We start from the raw sequence: 20,786 nt of genomic DNA, 5'->3' as shown, positions 1-20,786 counted from the left end.
GCGGCGCCGCCAACATCACCGCAGCGAGCATCACCCTCAAAGATCTGAGTGCGGGCGGCAACATCACGCTGACCGGCAACACCAACCTCGCTGGCGCCTATACCACCTCGGGCGGCGCCTTCAATGTGATCGGCGCGACGGCGCTCCTTGCTGACACGTCGGTCACCACCGGGAGCGGTGCGATCAGTTTTGGCGGCACGGTCAACGGCGCACATGCGCTCAGCACGACCAACACGGGTAGCACCACCTTCGACGGTCTTGTCGGTGACAGCAGCCCATTGAGCGCACTCACTGCCACAGCGGGTAGCTTCAACGCCACGCAGGCGATCAAAGTCGGCGGCGCCGCCAACATCACCGCAGCGAGCATCACCCTCAAAGATCTGAGTGCGGGCGGCAACATCACGCTGACCGGCAACACCAACCTCGCTGGCGCCTATACCACCTCGGGCGGCGCCTTCAATGTCGTAGGTGACACACTGCTTAGTAATGATGTGACCGTTCGCAGTGAGCGCGACTTGGTTAACTTTGATGGAACGATCAACGGTTCGTACGCCCTCAAGACCTATTCAAGCCGCGGTAGCCTCTTCGGCGCAGCTATAGGTGATGGCGCCGCTCTTTCTGCACTCACGGTAACTGGATTCTCACAGACTCACGATGTAAGAGCTCAAGGCACCATTGCTTTCATGGGCAACTCCTCGCTGAACGGGACTTACCAAACCAACTCTGGCGATTTTTATGTTGCGGGGAATGTGACCCTAGATGGCAATGCCGCAATCAGCGCCGGACGTGGTTCCATCATGTTCTCAGAGAAAGTAGACGGGAACCACAGCATCTACTTGAACAGCCCCAGATCGACGCAGATACGGGGGGTTGTTGGTGGAAACGCCCCCCTGACGTCTCTCGACGTTTCGGGCCCAGCCACACTTGTAGGGGCGCATACCGTTGGCTCTCAACACTATGGTTCATCTGCAATGCTCACTGACGTTTACAGTGCGCTCGCTGGCTCGATCAGCTTCGATGGTGCAGTTACCTTGGCGTCCGACGTTGCGCTTCAAGCAATCTCAGTTTCGATGAATTCGGAGCTCAACGGTCCCCATACGGCAACGTTTGACGCGACCGACCAGCTGCTTCTTGGTGGCGCCGTCGGTGCAGATGTGCCGCTGACCGCCCTTAGCGCAAAGGGCGGACGCCGTATCACTGTATCCGGGCCTTCCGTTATCACGCTTGGCAATCAGTTCTGGGATGGCGCTGTTTGGTTGAACTCCGACGCCAAGTTTTCAAGTCGAGAATCCGGAAATATTCTATTTCAAGGTGCTTTGAATAGCGGCAATGCGTCATCGCTGACTGCGGAGACGTCCGGAACGACGCGTTTTACGCAACCTATTGGGATTGAGGGGGCTCTGGGGTCCTTGCTGACTGACTACTCAGGAGGGGTTGGCGAGAAAACAGAGTTCACCCTCTCGGCAAAGACGGGGCCGTCCGTCCGGGCGACGAAGAACATCGTCATTGAGGACGCTATTGCGAGCGACGGCCCCTTATCGTTCGTCGCTGGAAATCAAATAGTTGCCACGAATGATGGTAATCACTGGGGACGGTCTGGAGATGCTCTGACTATAGACGCAAAAACCGCGGAGATCAGTAGCGCAGGAACATTGCGCCTTGGCGACGTGCGCTTGCTTAGCGGTGGGCACATCGTTGCGGACAAGGAAGTTCGGCTCTCAGGCAATCTCGCATTGAACGGCGGAACGTTAACGCTGACGAGTTACGCGACCCCTTCTGTGCTGAACGAGTACTCCGATCCCGATCTGTCAGGGCGTGCCAACCAGGCGGGAATCAAGTCGCTTCGTTTCGGCTCAGCAGAATTACAGGAGTACGGCGCAACCATCTCGCAAGACCTGAGCTCAAGCATATCCACAGCAAGCGGCAGTCTACTGGCATTACGAGCGAGCGGTGGCGGATCGATCAATATCGAAAGTGCCACGAATACCATCCACGGCGGAATCTCAGCGGTCAGTCAAGCGATCACGTCAAATTTCGACACATCATTGAAATCCATTCCGATCAACTTCGTTAGACTTAGATCGGATCAGATAAATGTAGCAGGCGCGCCATCCTCAGACTCCTTATCACCTGCATCGGGATTGCTCGCGGACTCAGTCAAGATTACCAGTGAACGCCTGAAGACAGGCACGAACGGCCTCATTAAAGCTCGCCTACCATATATCGATGCGCAAGGTGTGCCGACCTCAATGCCCGGCGTGGTCTTTGCCATTCTCCCTGCAGCGCTTACCAACCAAGGATTCGGATCAAGGTCTGTGGGCGATTGGATCCGGATACAAATCGGAGATGAAGGACGAGGCGGCTTCGTCACGCTTACCCCCAAAGGCGCTTTCCGGCCGAACTTTGCCGTGTTTGCCGGCGGCTCCTCAACACGAGTTCCGTTTTATGACGGAACGAATGTCAGTACTGAAATCCAGATCTATTACAACGGAGCGCTCTCGGAGCCCGCTAATCTCGTCGGCGCGCTGACCGCTGTGTCGGCCGTCGCTGAAGACGCAAGACGCCAGAAGATCGAGGATGCTGTGCGCACCGAGAACGTCACGCGACGATTGCGTTCAGGGGTTATCGCAGAAGTTGGGCCTGGACGGCCAGCCACCACCGACATCGATGGCTTGCGCCGGCCGGAGGTCTGCGAGCCGGACGCCGATTCACTGTCATGCAAGTAGTCGTAACCCTGCCATGCGTGCAGAATATCGATTCTGCATCGCGCCATGCAGGCCGATGACTCCGGAGGGGAAACGTGAACATCGAAGAAGCGCTCAAGCCAGTATCCGAATCTTCACCTTGCGGGCCGAATCTTGAGTACGACCCGGAGTTCCTTGAACTGGAAGAAGCCGCCAAGGCTCAGCCCGATCAAGAGTTCGGTACAACTGACGGTTCTGGCGTACGCCGTATCGAAGGAAGTGGCCCGGATTGGGGGCTCGTTAGTCGCCTTGCGTCCTCGCTGCTCAACCGCTCCAAAGACATCCGGGTGGCAATGCACTACCTCAGGGCGGCAACCCACATCGAGGGCTTTGCCGGATTCGTTCAGGGTGTCACGCTGATCCAGCGCCTGCTCGAAACGTATTGGGATGGCGTGCATCCGGAGCTGGACGCCGAGGACGACAACGACCCGACGATGCGCGTCAACGCCCTGACCCCCCTCGTTGCCATCGATGCCGTTGTCAGCGATCTGCGGGAAGCCTGGTTGGTGAGAACGCGCCAGGCAGGACCGGTCACGGTGAGAGATATCGAAGTGGTTGGCGGGCGTTTGCCTCCCCGCTCTGAGAACCCCATGAGCGAAACGCAAGTCAGCGGCATGCTCACCGCGGGCCTTGCAGACGACCCTGATTTGCCAGCGCGCGTCCGTACCGCATTCGAGGTCGTCAAGTCGATTGAGAGCCATGTCGCCGACAAGGTTGGCGGTGCCCAGTCGCTTGATCTAAAACCAATCTTGGGGACGCTGTTTGCCGTCCGTCAGTTCATTGATCGACTCGCGCCACAGACGGCCACGGCTGACGCCGACTCTGACGCAACGGGAACTCCGGCCGACGCGGCAGAACATCAAGGGCGGGGGGTAAGCAAACCAGGCGAAATTCGTTCCCGCGAGGATGTTGTCACGACGCTGGAAAAGATGTGCGAGTACCTTGCCAGAACGGAGCCGAGCAACCCGGTGCAACTGGTGCTGCGGCGGGCTCAACGCATGATGAACATGAATTTCCTTGAACTTCTCAATGATCTCGCGCCGGACGGACTATCGCAGGCAGAAAAGATCGTTGGCGCGAAGCTTGAAAACGAGTGATGACCATCGCGGTCCCCAAACCGGGAACCACGCTAAAACCCTGACCGGAGGCAGACATGGCCGATAGCAGCCAGAAGTTCATTGCGCGGAACCGCGCACCGCGAGTCCAAATCGAGTACGACGTCGAGCTTTACGGCGCGGAAAAAAAGGTACAGCTGCCGTTCGTGATGGGCGTGATGGCCGACCTGTCCGGCAAGCCGGCTGAACCGCTCGCCCCGGTGGCTGACCGCAAGTTCCTTGAGATCGATGTCGACAACTTCGATAGCCGCCTCAAGTCGATGAAGCCCCGTGTCGCGTTCGCTGTGCCGAACACCCTGACCGGCGAAGGCAACCTGAATGTCGAGCTGACCTTCGAGAGCATGGACGATTTCTCGCCGGCCGCAGTCGCTCGCAAGGTGGATGCTCTGAGTAAGCTGCTTGAAGCACGTCAGCAGCTATCGAACCTGATTACCTACATGGACGGAAAAACAGGCGCTGAAGAACTCATTTCGCAAGTTCTCAATGATCCCGCCCTGCTCCAGACCCTCGCCGCGGCACCGAAGCCGGCTGAAGAGTCGGGCAGCTAAGCATAGATATTTCGTCCATTCACCGAATCACGCCGGAGGAAACCCTAATGGCCGATCCCCAAATGCAAACGGAATCGCAAGCCGCAGTTGCGGCTGAAGGAAGCGAGTTTTCATCGCTTCTCCAACGCGAATTCAAACCCAAGACTGATGAGGCCCGCGATGCCGTAAGTCGCGCGGTCCAGACCTTGGCGCAACAGGCGCTTTCGCAGACCCAACTGATCGGCTCCGACGTCATCAAGTCGATCGAATCGATGATTGCGGAGTTGGATCGCAAGCTGTCCGAACAGATCAACCTGATCATGCACAGCGAGGACTTCCAAAAGCTCGAGGGTGCGTGGCGTGGTCTGCACTATCTGGTCAACAACACCGAGACCGATGAGCAACTCAAGATCCGCGTCATGAACATCTCGAAGTCTGAGCTGGGCAAGACGCTCAAACGCTACAAAGGTACCGCTTGGGATCAAAGCCCGCTGTTCAAGAAGGTCTACGAGGAAGAGTACGGTCAGTTCGGTGGCGAACCTTTCGGTTGCCTGGTTGGCGACTATCACTTTGACCAAAGCGCGCCGGATGTCGAGATGCTCGGTGAGATGGCGAAAGTTGCTGCCTCTGCGCATGCCCCCTTCATTGCCGGTGTGTCGCCGACAGTGATGCAGATGGGTTCGTGGCAGGAACTCGCCAACCCGCGCGACCTCACGAAGATCTTCTCGACGCCGGAATATGCTGCATGGCGCTCGCTGCGCGATTCAGACGACGCCCGCTACATCGGCCTCGCAATGCCTCGCTTCCTGGCACGCTTGCCATACGGTGCAAAGACAAGCCCCGTCGAAGCCTTCAACTTTGAAGAAGACACGGGCGCAGCTGATCACAGCAAGTACACCTGGGCCAACTCCGCCTACGCAATGGCCGTAAATATCAACCGCTCCTTCAAGGAATTCGGTTGGTGCTCCCGCATCCGGGGTATCGAATCGGGCGGTGCGGTAGAAGGGCTGCCGGTACATAGCTTCCCGACCGACGACGGCGGCGTGGACATGAAATGCCCGACGGAGATTGCGATCAGCGACCGGCGGGAAGCCGAACTTGCCAAGTGCGGCTTCATGCCGCTGATTCATCGCAAGAATTCGGACTTCGCAGCGTTCATCGGCGCTCAGTCGCTACAAAAGCCGGCCGAGTACGACGATCCAGACGCTACCGCTAACGCAAACCTCGCGGCACGGTTGCCCTATCTCTTCGCCTGCTGTCGCTTTGCGCATTACCTGAAGTGCATCGTTCGCGACAAGGTGGGGTCGTTCAAAGAGCGCGACGACATGGAGCGCTGGCTGCAGAAGTGGATCATGAACTATGTCGACGGCGATCCCGCACATTCGTCCGAGCAGACGAAAGCGCGTCGTCCGCTCGCGGCGGCAGAAGTCAAAGTTGAAGAGATCGAAGGCAATCCTGGTTACTACTCTTCGAAGTTCTTCCTGCGGCCGCATTATCAGCTTGAGGGCCTCACTGTTTCGCTGCGGTTGGTATCGAAGTTGCCGTCGCAGAAGAGTGCCTGATCGCAACGCCGCAAGGCGCCAGGAGTTGAGTCATGTGCCGCTCGCCACGACGGCGACGAAGCACATCAAGTAGTGCCCCGCCCCAATGGGGCGGGTCGGATCTGGGCGGGCACGCCGTCTCGTGCTCATGACGTACCCGCCCTGAACGGGCGCGAACAGCAGGCAACCCACTAAGGAGAGGCACCATGGCAGTTGATATGTTCATGAAGATCAAAGGCATCGACGGGGAGTCGACCGACAAGTCGCACAAGAAGGAAATCGACGTGCTGGCCTGGAGCTGGGGCATGTCCCAGTCGGGCACCACCCACATGGGCGGTGGCGGTGGCTCCGGCAAGGTATCCGTGCAAGACATCTCCTTCACAAAGTGGGTTGATGCATCCACCCATGCGCTGATGCTTTCGTGCTGCAACGGCGAACATCACGACGAAGCGGTTTTGGTCGTGCGCAAGGCGGGCAAGGATCCGCTCGAGTACATCAAGATCACGATGAACGAAGTGATCATCACTTCGGTGAGCACCGGCGGAAGCGGCGGCGAGGATCGCCTTACCGAAAACGTCACGCTCAACTTCGCGAAGGTGAAGTTCGAGTACCAGCCCCAGAACGAAAAGGGCGGACCGGAAGGTGGTCCGAAGATCGTTGGCTGGAACATTGCCGAAAACGTCGCATTCGGTTAATGCAACGACGGCACCTCGGGTTCGGGGTGCCGTTCTTTCTTTGTTTTTTGATCAACGCCCTGACTGGAGCGCCTTACCCATGTCAAACCGCGACATGTTCGTGAAGATCGAAGGTACGAAGCAAGGCGTGATCAAGGGCGAATCAGTCGACCCAAAACACCCGGATGAGATCGACATCATCAACTGGTCCTGGGGCATGGATGCATCGCAAGAAGCGCTCGGCCAGCGCGGCGGCCGAACGTCTCTGCAAGAGCTCCGGATATCCAAACGAGTGGACTCGGCAACCACCGCTTTGATGGCGGCTTTACGCAGCAATGAGGTTATCAAGAAGCTCACGCTCACCGTCCGTAAGTCAGGCGGCGTTGATGCGCTCGACTACTTCTCGATTACCTTGGAAAAGGCGCGGATTACTCACCACCACATCGAAGGCGGCCTTGACTCGGATTCAACAGTACTGAGCGAGGTCTTCCGTGTTGGATTCCAGAAGATCGCGGTCGAGTATCAACCCCAGACGAAAACAGGCGGCTCACGCGGCGCGATGATTTTCGAAACCGACGTAATCCCTGACTGACGTGCAAGGCGCGAGACCAATCCTATGAATCCGGTTGCCGCAGCAGAACAAGCAATTCGCAATGCCGATCCTGATCTGGCATTGAAACAGTTGCAGGATGGCATTCGAGCCAATCCTGCTGACCCGAAACTTCGCGTCTTTCTGTTCCAGCTTCTCGCTGTTCAGGGACAGAGGGATCGCGCCTTGAATCAACTCAACGTTGCCGCCGAACTGGATGCATCAACCCTCGCGATGGCGCAGATGTATCGCGAGGCGCTACGCTGTGAGGCGCTGCGCAATGACGTGTTTGCAGGTCGACGCTCCCCATTGGTATTCGGCATGCCGGAGCAATGGCTGGCACTGCTTATTGAATCCCTGCTTACCGCTGGTCAGGGCGATGCCGCAGGCGCAACAGCGCTGCGTGAGCGCGCGTTTGAAGAAGCGCCAGCGACCGCCGGAACGATAGACGGCGAAGCCTTCGCCTGGATTGCAGACGCGGACATGCGTCTGGGGCCGGTATGCGAGGCGGTCATCAACGGCAAGTATTACTTTGTGCCCTTCGCAGCGCTGGCAAAAGTCAACATCGAAGAGCCAGAGGATCTGCGCGATCTGGTGTGGATGCCAGCGCATTTCGAATTCACCAATGGCGGAGAGGCTGTCGGCGTGATTCCAACGCGCTATCCAGGCTCAGAGCAAGACCCCGATCCTCTGATTCGCTTGGCACGCAAAACCGAGTGGGTAGAAGTATCGGATGGCGTATTCCATGGACTGGGCCAGCGCGTACTTACGACCAATGTCAGTGAGAAACCGCTGATGAACATACGGGAAATCGTCTTTTCGCCGACTTCGATCGCTTGACTATGGCAGAGCTGACACCGCTCGATCGCCTGCAACCTGCGCTGCTGGACCGGCTTACCGACGACGAACCGGGGCAGCAGACAGAAGCGCGGGAGCGGCGCGTTTTAACGAAGAACCAGCTCCGCGCGGCGGTTTTGCGTGACCTCGCTTGGCTGATGAATGCAACCCGCCTGTCAGCCACTGAAGATTTGTCGCTCTATCCGGAAGTCGACGCATCGGTGGTCAATTTCGGGTTACCCGCCTTTTCTGGCGAAACAGCGTCAACGCTGGAGGTCGGTGATCTGGAGCGCGCGATTCGCGAAGCAATTGTGCGCTTCGAGCCCCGTATTCTCCCGGAAACACTTCAAGTGGAAGCCGTTACGCAAGACAGCGTACTCAACTGGCACAACATCGTCAGCGTGCGTATTTCCGCGCAACTGTGGGCACAACCTGTGCCGCTTGAATTGTTGTTGCGCACCGAAGTGGATCTTGAAACGGGCCAAGTCGAGTTGGCCGATACGAACGCCTAAATAGCCTAATGGATCCCCGCCTGCTCCGGTATTACAACGACGAGTTGCGCCACCTGCGCGAGATGGGGGCGGAGTTCGCCAAGCAATTCCCTAAGATCGCCGGGCGGCTTGGCATCGACGGCATTGAGGTCACCGACCCGTATGTAGAACGAATGATGGAAGGTTTCGCCTTTCTCACGTCCCGGATCCAGCTTAAGCTCGACGCCGAATTCCCGCGATTTACGCAACGCCTGCTCGAGATGTTGTACCCACACTATCTCGCGCCAACTCCGGCGATGCTGGTTGCTCAGCTACAGCCTGAGCTCGGCGACCCGAACCTCGCGACGGGGATCGTGATCCCACGGGGTACAGCCTTGCAGGGCGTGATCCCAAAGAACGAGATCACGCCGTGTGAATTCACCACTGCGCAGAACGTGACGCTCTGGCCGCTTGAGGTCGTCAACGCACGGTATTTCTCATTCGCGCCGGACATCCCGCTTCCACGACTGCCTGCAGGAACGCGCGTGAAAGGCGGCGTTCGGCTGCACCTGCGCGCCACCGCCGGCCTGAATATTTCGGATATTCAGGCGAGCCAACTCCGATTCTTCCTTGCTGGCGCTGACGAGGTCGCCTACCGGCTTCATGAGTTCATTGGCGCCAGCTGCCTCGGCGCCGTTGTTGCGCCCCCTTCCGGCGCACAGGCATGGAGCGAATATCTCGAAGCAGACAAGGTTCAACTCGCGGGCTTTGACGATACCGACGCCCTGCTGCCGATATCGACACGTTCTTTTGGCGGATACCGCTTGCTGCAGGAGTACTTCTCGTTTCCGCAGCGCTACCTGTTCTTCGATGTGAGTGGCCTCGCGCGAGCATTCTCGCGATGTGTAGCAAACGAGATCGAGATCGTCTTGCTGTTCGGTCGTGGTGACGCAGCACTGGAGGGTGTGGTTGAGGCGAATAACTTCGCCTTGAACTGCACGCCGGCGATCAATCTGTTTTCGCGTCGCACCGACCGCATTCATCTTGATGACAGCAACCACGAATTCCAGGTGGTGGTTGATCGAACGCGGCCGATGGACTTTGAAGTCTATGACCTGGAAGAAGTCACGGGTCATGGCTCGGGGCCGGATAGCGAGCAACGATTCGAGCCCTTCTACGCGGACATCAGCGCCACCGATACGGCGTCACATGGTTTCTACACGCTGCGCCGGGAGCCTCGGCTTTACTCCGAAAAGCAGAAACGGGTTGGCGCGCGCTCAAGTTATATCGGCAGTGAAGTCTTCATCTCGCTCGTAGATCCGAACGAGGCACCCTATCGACCCGATCTGCGGCAGTTGTCGCTGAGGGCCTTTTGTACTAACCGCGATCTACCGATCCTGATGCCCTTCGGGCTGACTCGCAGCGACTTCACGCTCGACATCTCGGCACCGGTATCGGCGATCCGGGTTATCAAAGGGCCGTCGAAACCCTATGCCGCCATAGCCGACGGCGTGACTGCATGGAAGCTCATCAGCCATCTTTCGCTCAACTACCTGTCGCTACTCGACACCGATAAGCAGTCTGGCGCCGCGGCCTTGCGCGAACTTCTAGAGCTTTACGCCAGCACCAACGACGCCGGCATGCGGCGGCAGATCGAGGGCGTGCGTTCGGTTGAAAGCGCCCCGGTCGTCACCCGCCTGCCGATGGCTGGCCCGCTCTGCTTTGGCCGTGGCATTCAGATAGCGCTCACCGTCGATGAGTTGGCCTTCGAAGGTGGAAGTGCGTTCCTGCTTGGCGCCGTTCTGGAAAGGTTCTTCTCCCGCCACGTCAGCCTGAATAGCTTTACCGAGACCGTGTTGCATTCCATGACACGCGGCCAACTGATGCACTGGAGGGCGCGATGCGGCTTGCGACCGACGCTCTGACCCACGCTGGCCGCGAAGCGCTGCTGGGCTCCATTGCGGAGGCCCCGTGGAAACACGACTTCTTTCAGTCCCTACGCCGACTGGAGTGCCTTTACTCGGAACGGCCACGTTGGGGCACCGCGCTCAAGCCGGGCGACGAGCCGATTCGGCTTGGCCAAGAGCCGGCCATGTCGTTTGCGCCGGCCAGCCTGTCGTCCTTAGTGCGCCCGGCCAATTCGCCGACCCCGCGGTTGGAGGTACGGTTTTTCGGGCTCTTCGGTCCGAACGGCCCCCTGCCCCTGCACCTCACGGAGTACGCGCGCGGACGCCTGATGAATGCGGGCGACCCCACCTTCGCGCGTTTCGCCGACATTTTTCATCACCGTTTGCTCACGCTGTTCTATCGGGCGTGGGCGCAGGCTCAGCCAACCGTGAGCCTGGATCGGCCCAGCGAGGATCGCTTCGGTTACCAGCTCGGGGCGCTTTTGGGTATCGGTTTACCAAGCCTGCGCAATCGCGATGCACTGCCCGACTTTGCCAAGCTCCACCATGCAGGGCTTTTGAGCCGGCAGGTGCGAAACGCGGAAGGGCTGGCCCAACTGGTTTCCGGCACTTTTCGGATACCCGCGCAGGTTGAGCAGTTCGTCGGCCACTGGATGCAGATGGAAATGCGCGACCGCAGCCGCTTGGGCGGCCGTGCAGCCAGCCTCGGGCGTAACGCGCTGGCCGGGCAACGGATCTGGGATCGTCAGCACAAATTCCGCCTGCATCTCGGCCCGCTGTCTTTCGCCGATTACGCCGCCCTGTTGCCTGGAACGGCCGGCATCGAGCGACTTTCGGCTTGCGTACGCAACTGCGCCGGTGACGAATATGCGTGGGATGCGAGGCTTACGCTCAAACGACAGGATGTTCCCGATCTGTCGCTAGGCCGCACCGGGCGGCTTGGCCTCAGCGGTTGGCTTGGATGCCGAAGAAGAACGCGCGACGCAAATGACTTGATTCTGGACGTAGAACGACTCATGCGGCGAAAACCATCGCCGAGCAGCGCCCCGACCTGACCCCTAAAACCCTACAGCCAACAGCGAGACAGTCATGAGTGAAATCAGCCGAGTCGCACTCTTTGGAAAACTCAACAGCCTGGGTTACAAAGCCATTGAAGGTGCTACGGTTTTCTGCAAGCTGCGTGGTAATCCGTATGTAGAGCTGGTCCACTGGATTGCACAGATCCTGCAGAACCCGGATTCAGACGTGCATCGCATCGTGCGCCACTTCGAACTCGATAGCGGCAAGCTCGCCGGCGACATCACCGCCGCGCTGGATCGCCTGCCACGTGGCTCAACGGCGATATCCGATCTATCCGAGCATGTCGAGAATGCGGTTGAGCGTGGATGGGTCTATGGCTCGCTGATGTTCAAGGATAACCAGGTGCGGACCGGCCACCTGATCCTCGGCGCAATCAAGACGCCCAGCCTTCGCAACGCACTATCGAGCATTTCAAAGCAGTTCGACCGCATCAAGCCAGACACGCTAAGCGACGATTTTGGCCGCATCGTGGCCGGATCACCTGAAGACGGTGGCGTGCCCAGCGATGGCAGTGGCGCCCCGGGTGAGGCGAGCGGCGCGATCGCCCCAGCCGCACTCGGAAAACAGGAGGCACTGAAGAAGTTCACGGTCGACCTGACCGAACAGGCGCGGGGCGGTAAGATGGACCCGATCGTTGGCCGCGACGACGAGATCCGCCAGGTCGTCGACATCCTGATGCGCCGCCGACAGAACAACCCGATCCTTGTTGGCGAAGCCGGTGTTGGCAAGACCGCTGTGGTCGAAGGCTTTGCACAACGCATCGCGCGTGGTGACGTACCGCCCAGCCTCAAGGACGTTGAACTGCGTTCGCTCGATGTGGGCCTGCTGCAAGCGGGCGCCAGCATGAAAGGCGAGTTTGAACAGCGCCTCCGCTCCGTCATTGAAGAGGTGCAATCGAGCCCCAAACCCATCATCCTGTTCATTGATGAGACGCACACCCTTGTCGGCGCGGGCGGCGCAGCCGGAACCGGGGACGCGGCGAATCTGCTCAAACCTGCACTTGCTCGCGGCACCCTGCGCACGATCGGCGCAACGACTTTTGCGGAGTACAAGAAACACATAGAGAAAGACCCAGCGCTGACACGGCGCTTCCAGACCGTGCAAGTCGATGAACCCGATGAACCGAAAGCCATCTTGATGATGCGCGGCGTCGCTTCGACGATGGAGCAGCATCACAAAGTCCAGATTCTCGATGAGGCGCTTGAAGCCGCCGTCAAACTCTCGCATCGCTACATTCCCGCGCGCCAGTTGCCCGACAAGTCCGTGAGTCTGCTCGACACCGCAAGTGCCCGCGTGGCGGTCAGCCTGCATGCAGTCCCTGCCGAGGTCGATGACAGCCGAAAGCGTATCGAAGGCCTCGAGACCGAACTCGCAATCATCGGGCGTGAGAAGGCGATCGGGATCGACATCGGAAAGCGCGAAGTCGAAGCGAGCGAGTTGCTCGCCCATGAGCGCGAGCGGCTCGCCTCACTTGAAGCGCGCTGGAGTGCTGAACGCGAACTGGTGACGCAACTGCTGGACCTGCGGGCAAAGCTGCGCGCCGGCATCAAACCGGTCGAAGGCACCGGCAGCAAACTTGAAGCAGCGGCAGAGGCCGTTGCCGCCGAAACCGATGCAGGCACCCCACCTGCCGACGAGGCGGCCGCCGAAACCGAACGGCTCGCCCAGCTTGAGACGCTCAAATCCGTCCAGCAAAAACTCGCCGAGCTGCAGGGCGAAAACCCATTGATTCTGCCTACTGTCGACTATCAGGCCGTTGCCAGCGTCGTGGGGGACTGGACCGGCATTCCGGTCGGCCGCATGGCGCGCAACGAAGTGGAGACGATTCTCAACCTCGCAAAGACGCTCGGCGAGCGGGTCATCGGGCAGGATCACGCGATGGAGATGATCGCCAAGCGCATCCAGACGTCGCGCGCCGGTCTGGACAACCCGCAAAAGCCGATCGGCGTATTCATGCTCGCAGGCACCTCGGGTGTCGGCAAGACAGAGACCGCTCTGGCATTGGCCGAGGCGCTCTACGGCGGAGAGCAGAACCTCATCATCATCAACATGAGCGAATACCAGGAGGCGCACACGGTCTCCACGCTCAAAGGCGCGCCACCCGGATATGTCGGCTACGGCGAGGGTGGCGTGCTGACCGAAGCTGTCCGCCGCAAGCCCTACTCCGTCGTGCTGCTCGATGAAGTGGAAAAGGCCCACCCCGACGTACACGAGATCTTCTTCCAGGTGTTCGACAAGGGCTTCATGGAGGACGGCGAAGGCCGTTTCATCGACTTCAAGAACACGCTGATCCTGCTGACCACCAATGCCGGCACCGAAATGATTGCAGGCATGTGCCGCGATCCGGAATTGCTGCCCGATCCGGAAGGGCTCGCCAAGGCGTTGCGAGAACCGCTCCTGAAGATCTTCCCGCCAGCCCTGCTCGGCCGCCTGGTGACGATTCCGTATTACCCGCTTTCGGACGAAATGCTCGGCAAGATCGTCAAACTGCAACTCAACCGGATCAAGAAGCGGGTCGAGGCACGCTACAAGATCCCGTTCGAGTACTCGGACGACGTCATCAAGCTCGTCGTATCGCGCTGCACCGAGAGCGAATCGGGTGGCCGGATGATCGATGCAATTCTGACCAACACGATGCTGCCGGACATTTCGCGCGAGTTCCTGACGCGAATGATGGAGGGGCATCCGATCGAGCGCGTCGCTGTAAACGTCGATGCAGGAGATTTCCGATACACGTTCCAGTGAGTGGTTGGCGCCGGCACACAAAGAAGCTGGCTACCGCACTGAAACACTTGTATTCCTTCGGGCGTCGGGGTCTTCGACGGGTACGCCCACCTTATTGCGATCGCACAGGAGGAGCACAGCCATGGCAAGAACCTTGTATCTCTGCGGACACGGCGGCTGGAAGATGTCGGATGGATTCGTGTCAGTACCTCAAGGCTGCGAATTCACCTTCTACAGTCATGCGCACAAAACGATCTATCAAAGCGCCGTGGAAAAGATCGTCGCTGGCGAATACTCCGGCTGGTCGGACGGCTTCTCGGCAGGGCAGTCGATCCAGAACATGACGCTGTACGCAGACGATCCCGAGAACATCAAGCCGACTGAAGTCGCAGCCAAGAAGAACCCGGACCCCAACGCCTTGGTCTTCTTCCTCAACTACTTTGGACTGAAGGAAATCACGCTCAAGGATTTCTTCGACCTTTACAACGTCAAGGCGTGCGCACCAGTGCATTTCATCTGGACCTGCTGCCGGTACACCAACTTCAAGAGCACTCAGGCAGTTGGCGGCGCAAAGATCGGCATGAACGCCTCGGAAGACCTGATCAACCGGGAATACGACCTGCGCGACTTCAATCGCAACCTAATCCAGACAATCAAGATCTGATTCGATCGCGGGATTGGCTGTGCTGTCGTGGGGTTGGCAAGCAAGGCCTGCCCCACCAGACCCGTGTAGCACGCCGCACGGCCCTTGATCTGGCGAACGTAGTCCGCACGTTGCGGTACCAAACATGGCTGGGTGCCCTCAGTAAATGATGCGTGAAACCGAAAACGGTCAAACAGTGGCTGAAGCCGAAGCGCCATCCGAGCTTACGCTCGACGACGCTGTCGCATTGGCGGTCAAGCTTCATCGGAACCGCAAGCTGGATGCTGCCGAAGCGCTTTACCAAAGAATTCTGGAGGTGGCTCCCGGCCACCCGGACGTCCTGCACTTTCTCGGCGTGCTCGCCAACCAGAAGGGCCGGCCGGATGATGCAATTGCATTGATTGAACAGGCGATATCGACGGTTCCCGACTTCCCCGATTTTCACAACAATCTGGGCAACATCCTGGCGCTGGCCGGGCGGCTCGACGAAGCAGAACGTCACTACCGGCGCGTGCTCGCGTTGCGGCCCGAAAGCCCCGACACACTGTCCAACCTCGGCACGTTGTGCCGCGCACAGAACCGCTTTGAAGAAGCGGAAGCGCTTCTGAATAATGCGCTCGGCATCCAACCCGATCATCTGAAGTCGCTCAACAACTTTGGCCTGCTGTGTGACCAACTTGAGCGACACGACGAGGCAATCGACTACTACTCGCGAGCCATCTCGCTGATGCCTCAGAACGCCGACGGCTACCACCTGCTTGGCGCGCTGTATTTCACGCAAGGCCGTCTCAAAGAAGCGTCGGATGTCTATCGCCGGTGGATGGACGTCATGCCGGATCACCCCACGCCACGCCACATGTATGCCGCGTGCAGCGGGGTCGATGTACCTCAACGTGCGGCGGATGATTACGTCGAGCGGACCTTTGATCTGTTTGCCGAGAGCTTCGAGCAACAACTGCAGCAGAAGCTTTCGTATCGTGCCCCAGAACTCGTTACGGACGCCGTTGCACGCGCCCTGCCGACGCCTGCCGAGGCGCTGGACGTTCTGGATGCGGGATGCGGCACGGGGCTCTGCGGCCCGCTCGTCAGGCCTTGGGCTCGCCGTCTGGTTGGCGTGGATCTGTCGTCTGGAATGCTTCAGAAGGCAAGCGGCAAAGCATGCTACGACCAGTTGATAAAGGCCGAACTCACCTCGTGGATCGATGCCCACCCGGGTCAGTTTGACCTGATCATCTCCGCGGATACGCTGTGCTATTTCGGTTCGCTGGCGGCCCCAATTCACGCAGCCGCAAGCGCGCTGCGCAATGGTGGCGTACTGGCCTTCAGCGTCGAGGCGGCGGACGAGTCAAGCGCAGGCGAAGGGCATAGAATCAATCCGCATGGCCGATACAGCCACACCATAAGCCATGTCGACGCGTGCCTTGCCGTGGCTGGGCTAGAGCGGCGTTCGATTGACACCGCCGTGCTGCGTACCGAGAACGGCAAGCCGGTTGATGGATTGGTCGTCGTGGCCAGCAAACCTCAGGTGTGACCATTCGATGCGTGAACGCCAGATAATCGACTCCGCAAAAAGACCGATGTGCGCGACGCACGCCGGGAGGAATCAATGCAGCTAGACAGCTTTGTCGAAATCACCTCACCACTCAGAGGGGATCTGCTCTTCCGGTCGATGCAGGGGCATGAAGAGCTCAGTCGGCTTTTCCAGTACCAGGTCGTTGCGCTCTCGCAGAAAGACCAGATTGAACTCAACGATCTGATCGGCAAGACCGTCACCATCAAAGTCCAGGTCGCCGAGCGCAGATTCCGGGAGTTCAGCGGTTTTGTCACCGCCATGGCGCAAACCGGCATTGAAGGCCGTTTTCATCGCTATCAGCTGACGGTGCGCCCCTGGGCCTGGCTGTTGTCACGCACGGCTGACTGCAGGATCTTTCAGCAGAAAAGCGTACCCGACATCATCAAAGCGGTATTTGCCGACCACGCCGTAGCGGATGTCGAGTATTCGCTCTCGGAGTCGTATCCAACACGCGAATACTGCGTGCAGTACCGCGAGACGGACCTCGGATTCGTATGCAGGCTGATGGAACAGGAAGGGATCTACTTCTACTTCAAGCATGCGAACGGCCGGCACACGATGGTGGTGACTGACTCGTACGCCGGTCACCGTGCGCAACCCGGTTTCGAAACGGTCGAGTTCGTTCCGCACTCCGATCGCGGCGTGGAGGCGCGCGCCGGCTTGCGTGGCTGGCGTCTGCAACGCGAGATTCAGCCGTCAAAATACGCTGTTACGGATTTCGATTTCACAAAACCCGGAGCGAATCTGCTGGCGAGCAAGGCCGGTTCGATTCCGGGCAAACACGCACAGGCAGATCACGAGGTTTTCGACTACCCGGGCGAATACGTCGCCCGCTCCGAGGGCGAGCGACTGGCTCGCGTGCGGATCGAAGAACTACGTCACCAATACGAAGTCTGCAGCGGAAACGGCAATGTCCGTGGGCTCACCACTGGCGCGCTGTTCAAATTCGCGGAGTATCCGCGCGAAGATCAGAACCGTGAGTACCTGATCATCGGCGCGAGCTACGCAATCGAGCATGCAGGCCACGAGTCGACGGAAGACGAAGGCGATCGTTTCGAAGTATCGATCACCGCGATTCCGAGTCGCCAGCCTTACCATCCGCCGCGCACAACGCCAAAGCCGTTCGTACAAGGCCCGCAAACCGCAATTGTGGTTGGTCCATCCGGCGACGAGATCTATACCGACCAGTACGGCCGCGTCAAAGTGAAGTTCCACTGGGATCGCTACGCAGCCGGAGACGAAAACAGCTCATGCTGGATTCGCGTATCACACCCCTGGGCCGGCAAAAACTGGGGCATGGTTGCGATACCGCGAATTGGCCAGGAAGTGATCGTCGAATTTCTCGAAGGTGACCCGGATCGCCCGATCATCACCGGGCGGGTCTATAACGCCGAACAGATGCCCCCCTACGAGCTGCCCGCCAACATGACGCAGACGGGCATCAAGACGCGGTCCACTAAACAAGGCGGCCCCGCGAACTTCAACGAGATCCGGTTCGAAGACAAGAAGGGCGAAGAACAGGTCTACATCCACGCGGAGAAGAACCAGGATATCGTTGTCGAGAACGACGAGACCCATCAGGTTGGCCACGATCGTTCGAAGACGATCGGGAACGACGAGACCACACACGTCAAACACGATCGCACTGAAACGGTCGATAACAATGAGACCATCACGATTGGCGTGAATCGCAGCGAATCGGTCGGCAAGAACGAATCCATCACCATCGCCGCCGAACGTAGCCTCGACGTGGGCGCCAACGCCACCACCACCATCGCCAAGAACCGCAGCATCACTGTCGGCGCAGACGAGTCTCACGACGTAGGTGCTAATCGTCAGCGTAATGTCGGCAAGAATGAAACCGTCAACATTGGTGCCGACCTCAGCGAAACGGTCAGCAAAAACGTCACCGTCAGCATTGGCGAAAACCAGTCTGTTTCGATCGGCAAGGATTCCCAGACGCAGGTCGGCAAGAAGTACTACCTTGAGGCGGGTGACGAGATCACGCTGAAAACGGGCGATGCCAGCATCACGCTGAAGAAGGATGGCACGATCACGATCAAGGGCAAGGACATCACGATTCAGGGTAGCGGCAAGATCGGCGTCAAGGCGTCGGGCGACCTTGTGATGAAGGGCTCCAAGATTGCGAACAATTAGCCGTATGACGTGCGGCGATGGGGCACGGCGATCGGTCGGCATCGAGCGAGGTCGCAGCATTGCACTGTTCTGGCTGAACTCCTGTAACAAGCCTGCGCTTCCGCAAGAGCACACGGATCGTCATGCTTCAGGTCGATAATCGCACCCCGTTTGCTGCGCTGCTGTCGGTGTTCCCCGCCCCGTCCGGGGTGGAGACGGCGTATGGCGCGGTGAAGATCACCTACGACTTGTCGAGCGGACGGCCGATCCCCTCGCCGCGTCAGGCCGGTTTCCTCGCCGCTGACGTGTATTGGGCCGATCCCGCAGTCAGTTCGTTGCGCGCCGCAGGCGACGTCACCCTGCTCAAACCATCGACTGATGTGATGCTGATCGGGCGCGCCATTTCTTCCTCTGGTCCCGTTCAAAGCATGGAAGTGAGCATGCGGGTCGGCAGTGTCCAGCAGACCTTGCGTGTGACCGGCGACCGCGTCTGGACCCGCGACGGAAAAACGTGGCGCGCAACCGCCCCGGGTGCCTTCGATCGCATGCCTCTGCGCTGGGAGCTCGCCTTTGGCGGCAGCAGTCCGTCCGATGACGCGCACCCTGTTGAAAACGAGCCGCGCAATCCGGTGGGCCGTGGCTTTGTCGCAAGCTGGGAAACGGACCTCGAAGGTCGCCCGCTGCCGAATATCGAAGACTCGGGCTGCCTGATGACGGCACCGTACGATCGACCAACTCCCGCGGGCTTCGCGCCGCTGGCGCCTGCATGGCTCGGACGTCGCCAGTATGCGGGCACCTACGATGCCGCCTGGCAAAAAGGACGCGCCCCACATCTGCCACTGGATTTTGATCCCAGATTCCTACACGCGGCGCCATCGAGCCTGGTACCGGCCCAGCGATTCATCGGCGGTGAGCCCGTATGTCTGAGAGGCGTTGCAGCAGGCGCACTGCAATTTGATCTGCCCTCGCCTGATGTCGAACTGGCATTCGACTTTGCTGGCGCCGAGATTGCCGCCGAAGCGCAGCTCGACACGATCTTGTTTGAACCAGACCTCGCCCGCATGCAGATGGTGTGGCGGGCGCCGCTGGCAGTCGACAAGCGGCTGCTCAAGCTCAAGCGCTTCCAGGTCAGCACCGCCCGCGGAGGCCGCCAATGAGTTGCGCAGTCCTCGCTGCGGGTTGCATCACCCCTGGCGGCCTGACGCTGGCTGAGACTGCAGCCAGCGCGCGCGCGCGTTTGGCTCGCCTGCAAGCAATCGAATGGCTGGATCGGCGCTTCGAACCCTTCGTGGTGGGCCGCGTTCCAAATGACGGTCTGCCCGACGTCAACCCGGCGCTGGGCGCTCAGCTTCGCCCCAGTCGCGAATCAAGGATGCTACAACTGGCCCATGCGGCGCTCGCCGATGTATTGGGCGGACTACCTCCGCAAGTCGAGCCCCCGCCGCTTCTACTGGCACTACCCGAACATCACACAACAATCGCGATAGAACCCGCGCGTTTTCTGCAACGGCTCGCGCTTCAAGCCGGCCCCTGCTTTGACCTAGGCAGCAGTATCGCTGCACCGCGCGGCCGGGCAGCCGGTCTGATGGCGTTCAAACAAGCACTGCAGCGCATCGAGGCGGGTCAATCGCGGTTCGTACTGGTCGGTGGTGTCGATAGCCTTGTCGACCTCCACCTTCTCGGCAGTTTTGATCGCGAGGATCGGATTCGCGGAGAAACCATCAGCGATGGTTTCTCGCCATCCGAAGGAGCTGCCTTCGTGCTGCTGGGTGATGCCGAAACTGCACGGACCTACGGGATGCCACCTCTCGCAACCGTGATCTCCGCTGCGATCGGGCAGGAACCCGGTCATTTGTATTCCGACGAGCCCTACCTCGGCAATGGGCTCGCGAGCGCGGTGACGGGTGCCATCGAGAGCGCCCAATTGCCGACGCCAATCACCAGCGTTTTTTGTTCGTTTAATGGTGAGCGCTACTGGGCCCGTGAGTTCGGCGTTGCACGCATCCGCAATTCGGCGGCCTTTGCTGACGATGCCGCGATGGAGCACCCGGCGGAGTGCTTCGGTGACCTCGGCGCAGCTCATGGTGTGGCACTTGCGGCACTTGCCGCACACGACATCTCGCGGGGCTACCGACGTGCACCGGCGCTGGTCTATGCTTCATCCGACTACGCGGACCGCGCAGCCGCCATCCTCGATCGCGCGGCGTAACAAGTCGGAGACTTCCT

Annotated in this window: 16 protein-coding genes; all 16 read left to right on the top strand. The window is 59.5% G+C overall.

Annotated features, from left to right (window positions below; all coding sequences use genetic code 11):
• A partial coding sequence (locus ACE3P0_RS10295; protein ID WP_374402506.1) for a beta strand repeat-containing protein occupies positions 1-2,726 on the top strand: 2,726 nt, incomplete at its 5' end.
• Between the two features lie 74 nt (positions 2,727-2,800).
• The gene (tssA, locus tag ACE3P0_RS10290; RefSeq protein ID WP_374402504.1) at positions 2,801-3,841 is read left to right on the top strand and encodes a type VI secretion system protein TssA; all 1,041 of its coding nucleotides are present in this window, start codon (positions 2,801-2,803) and stop codon (positions 3,839-3,841) included.
• Between the two features lie 56 nt (positions 3,842-3,897).
• Positions 3,898-4,407, top strand: coding sequence for a type VI secretion system contractile sheath small subunit (gene tssB / locus ACE3P0_RS10285; RefSeq protein WP_374402502.1), 510 nt, complete (start codon positions 3,898-3,900; stop codon positions 4,405-4,407).
• Between the two features lie 47 nt (positions 4,408-4,454).
• Positions 4,455-5,948, top strand: coding sequence for a type VI secretion system contractile sheath large subunit (tssC, locus tag ACE3P0_RS10280; protein WP_374402499.1), 1,494 nt, complete (start codon positions 4,455-4,457; stop codon positions 5,946-5,948).
• A 185-nt stretch (positions 5,949-6,133) separates the two neighbouring features.
• Positions 6,134-6,622 carry an Hcp family type VI secretion system effector gene (locus tag ACE3P0_RS10275; protein ID WP_374402497.1) on the top strand — a complete coding sequence of 163 codons (489 nt, stop codon included), beginning with the start codon at positions 6,134-6,136 and terminating at the stop codon, positions 6,620-6,622.
• 79 nt (positions 6,623-6,701) lie between these two features.
• A complete protein-coding gene (locus tag ACE3P0_RS10270) occupies positions 6,702-7,193 on the top strand; it encodes an Hcp family type VI secretion system effector (RefSeq protein ID WP_374402496.1) in 492 nt (163 codons plus the stop codon).
• Between the two features lie 24 nt (positions 7,194-7,217).
• Positions 7,218-8,030, top strand: a complete 813-nt coding sequence (locus ACE3P0_RS10265) for a type VI secretion system accessory protein TagJ (RefSeq protein ID WP_374402494.1) — start codon at positions 7,218-7,220, stop codon at positions 8,028-8,030.
• Positions 8,031-8,032: 2 nt separating this feature from the next.
• The gene (gene tssE, locus ACE3P0_RS10260; RefSeq protein ID WP_374402492.1) at positions 8,033-8,539 is read left to right on the top strand and encodes a type VI secretion system baseplate subunit TssE; all 507 of its coding nucleotides are present in this window, start codon (positions 8,033-8,035) and stop codon (positions 8,537-8,539) included.
• 8 nt (positions 8,540-8,547) lie between these two features.
• Positions 8,548-10,422, top strand: a complete 1,875-nt coding sequence (gene tssF / locus ACE3P0_RS10255; protein ID WP_374402489.1) for a type VI secretion system baseplate subunit TssF — start codon at positions 8,548-8,550, stop codon at positions 10,420-10,422.
• Complete coding sequence (gene tssG / locus ACE3P0_RS10250) at positions 10,398-11,459, top strand: type VI secretion system baseplate subunit TssG (protein ID WP_374402487.1); 1,062 nt, start codon at positions 10,398-10,400, stop codon at positions 11,457-11,459. Before tssF ends, tssG begins: the two co-directional genes overlap by 25 nt.
• Before the next feature lie 34 nt (positions 11,460-11,493).
• Entirely contained in the window at positions 11,494-14,229 is a 2,736-nt protein-coding gene (gene tssH, locus ACE3P0_RS10245; protein ID WP_374402485.1) for a type VI secretion system ATPase TssH, read from the top strand.
• A 121-nt stretch (positions 14,230-14,350) separates the two neighbouring features.
• On the top strand, positions 14,351-14,872 hold the full coding sequence (locus ACE3P0_RS10240) for a putative adhesin (RefSeq protein WP_374402483.1): 522 nt from the start codon (positions 14,351-14,353) through the stop codon (positions 14,870-14,872).
• Between the two features lie 145 nt (positions 14,873-15,017).
• Positions 15,018-16,382: a tetratricopeptide repeat protein gene (locus tag ACE3P0_RS10235; RefSeq protein ID WP_374402481.1), complete on the top strand. Its 1,365-nt coding sequence runs from the start codon at positions 15,018-15,020 to the stop codon at positions 16,380-16,382.
• 75 nt (positions 16,383-16,457) lie between these two features.
• Positions 16,458-18,581: a type VI secretion system Vgr family protein gene (locus ACE3P0_RS10230; RefSeq protein WP_374402479.1), complete on the top strand. Its 2,124-nt coding sequence runs from the start codon at positions 16,458-16,460 to the stop codon at positions 18,579-18,581.
• Between the two features lie 122 nt (positions 18,582-18,703).
• A complete protein-coding gene (locus ACE3P0_RS10225) occupies positions 18,704-19,717 on the top strand; it encodes a DUF2169 domain-containing protein (RefSeq protein ID WP_374402477.1) in 1,014 nt (337 codons plus the stop codon).
• Positions 19,714-20,769 carry a beta-ketoacyl synthase N-terminal-like domain-containing protein gene (locus tag ACE3P0_RS10220; protein WP_374402475.1) on the top strand — a complete coding sequence of 352 codons (1,056 nt, stop codon included), beginning with the start codon at positions 19,714-19,716 and terminating at the stop codon, positions 20,767-20,769. Before ACE3P0_RS10225 ends, ACE3P0_RS10220 begins: the two co-directional genes overlap by 4 nt.
• Positions 20,770-20,786: the final 17 nt, after the last annotated feature.

The organism is Niveibacterium sp., assembly GCF_041909475.1.
Classification (GTDB): domain Bacteria; phylum Pseudomonadota; class Gammaproteobacteria; order Burkholderiales; family Rhodocyclaceae; genus Niveibacterium.
Note: the sequence above shows the minus strand (reverse complement) of the source record. Positions and strands in the feature narration are given on the sequence as shown.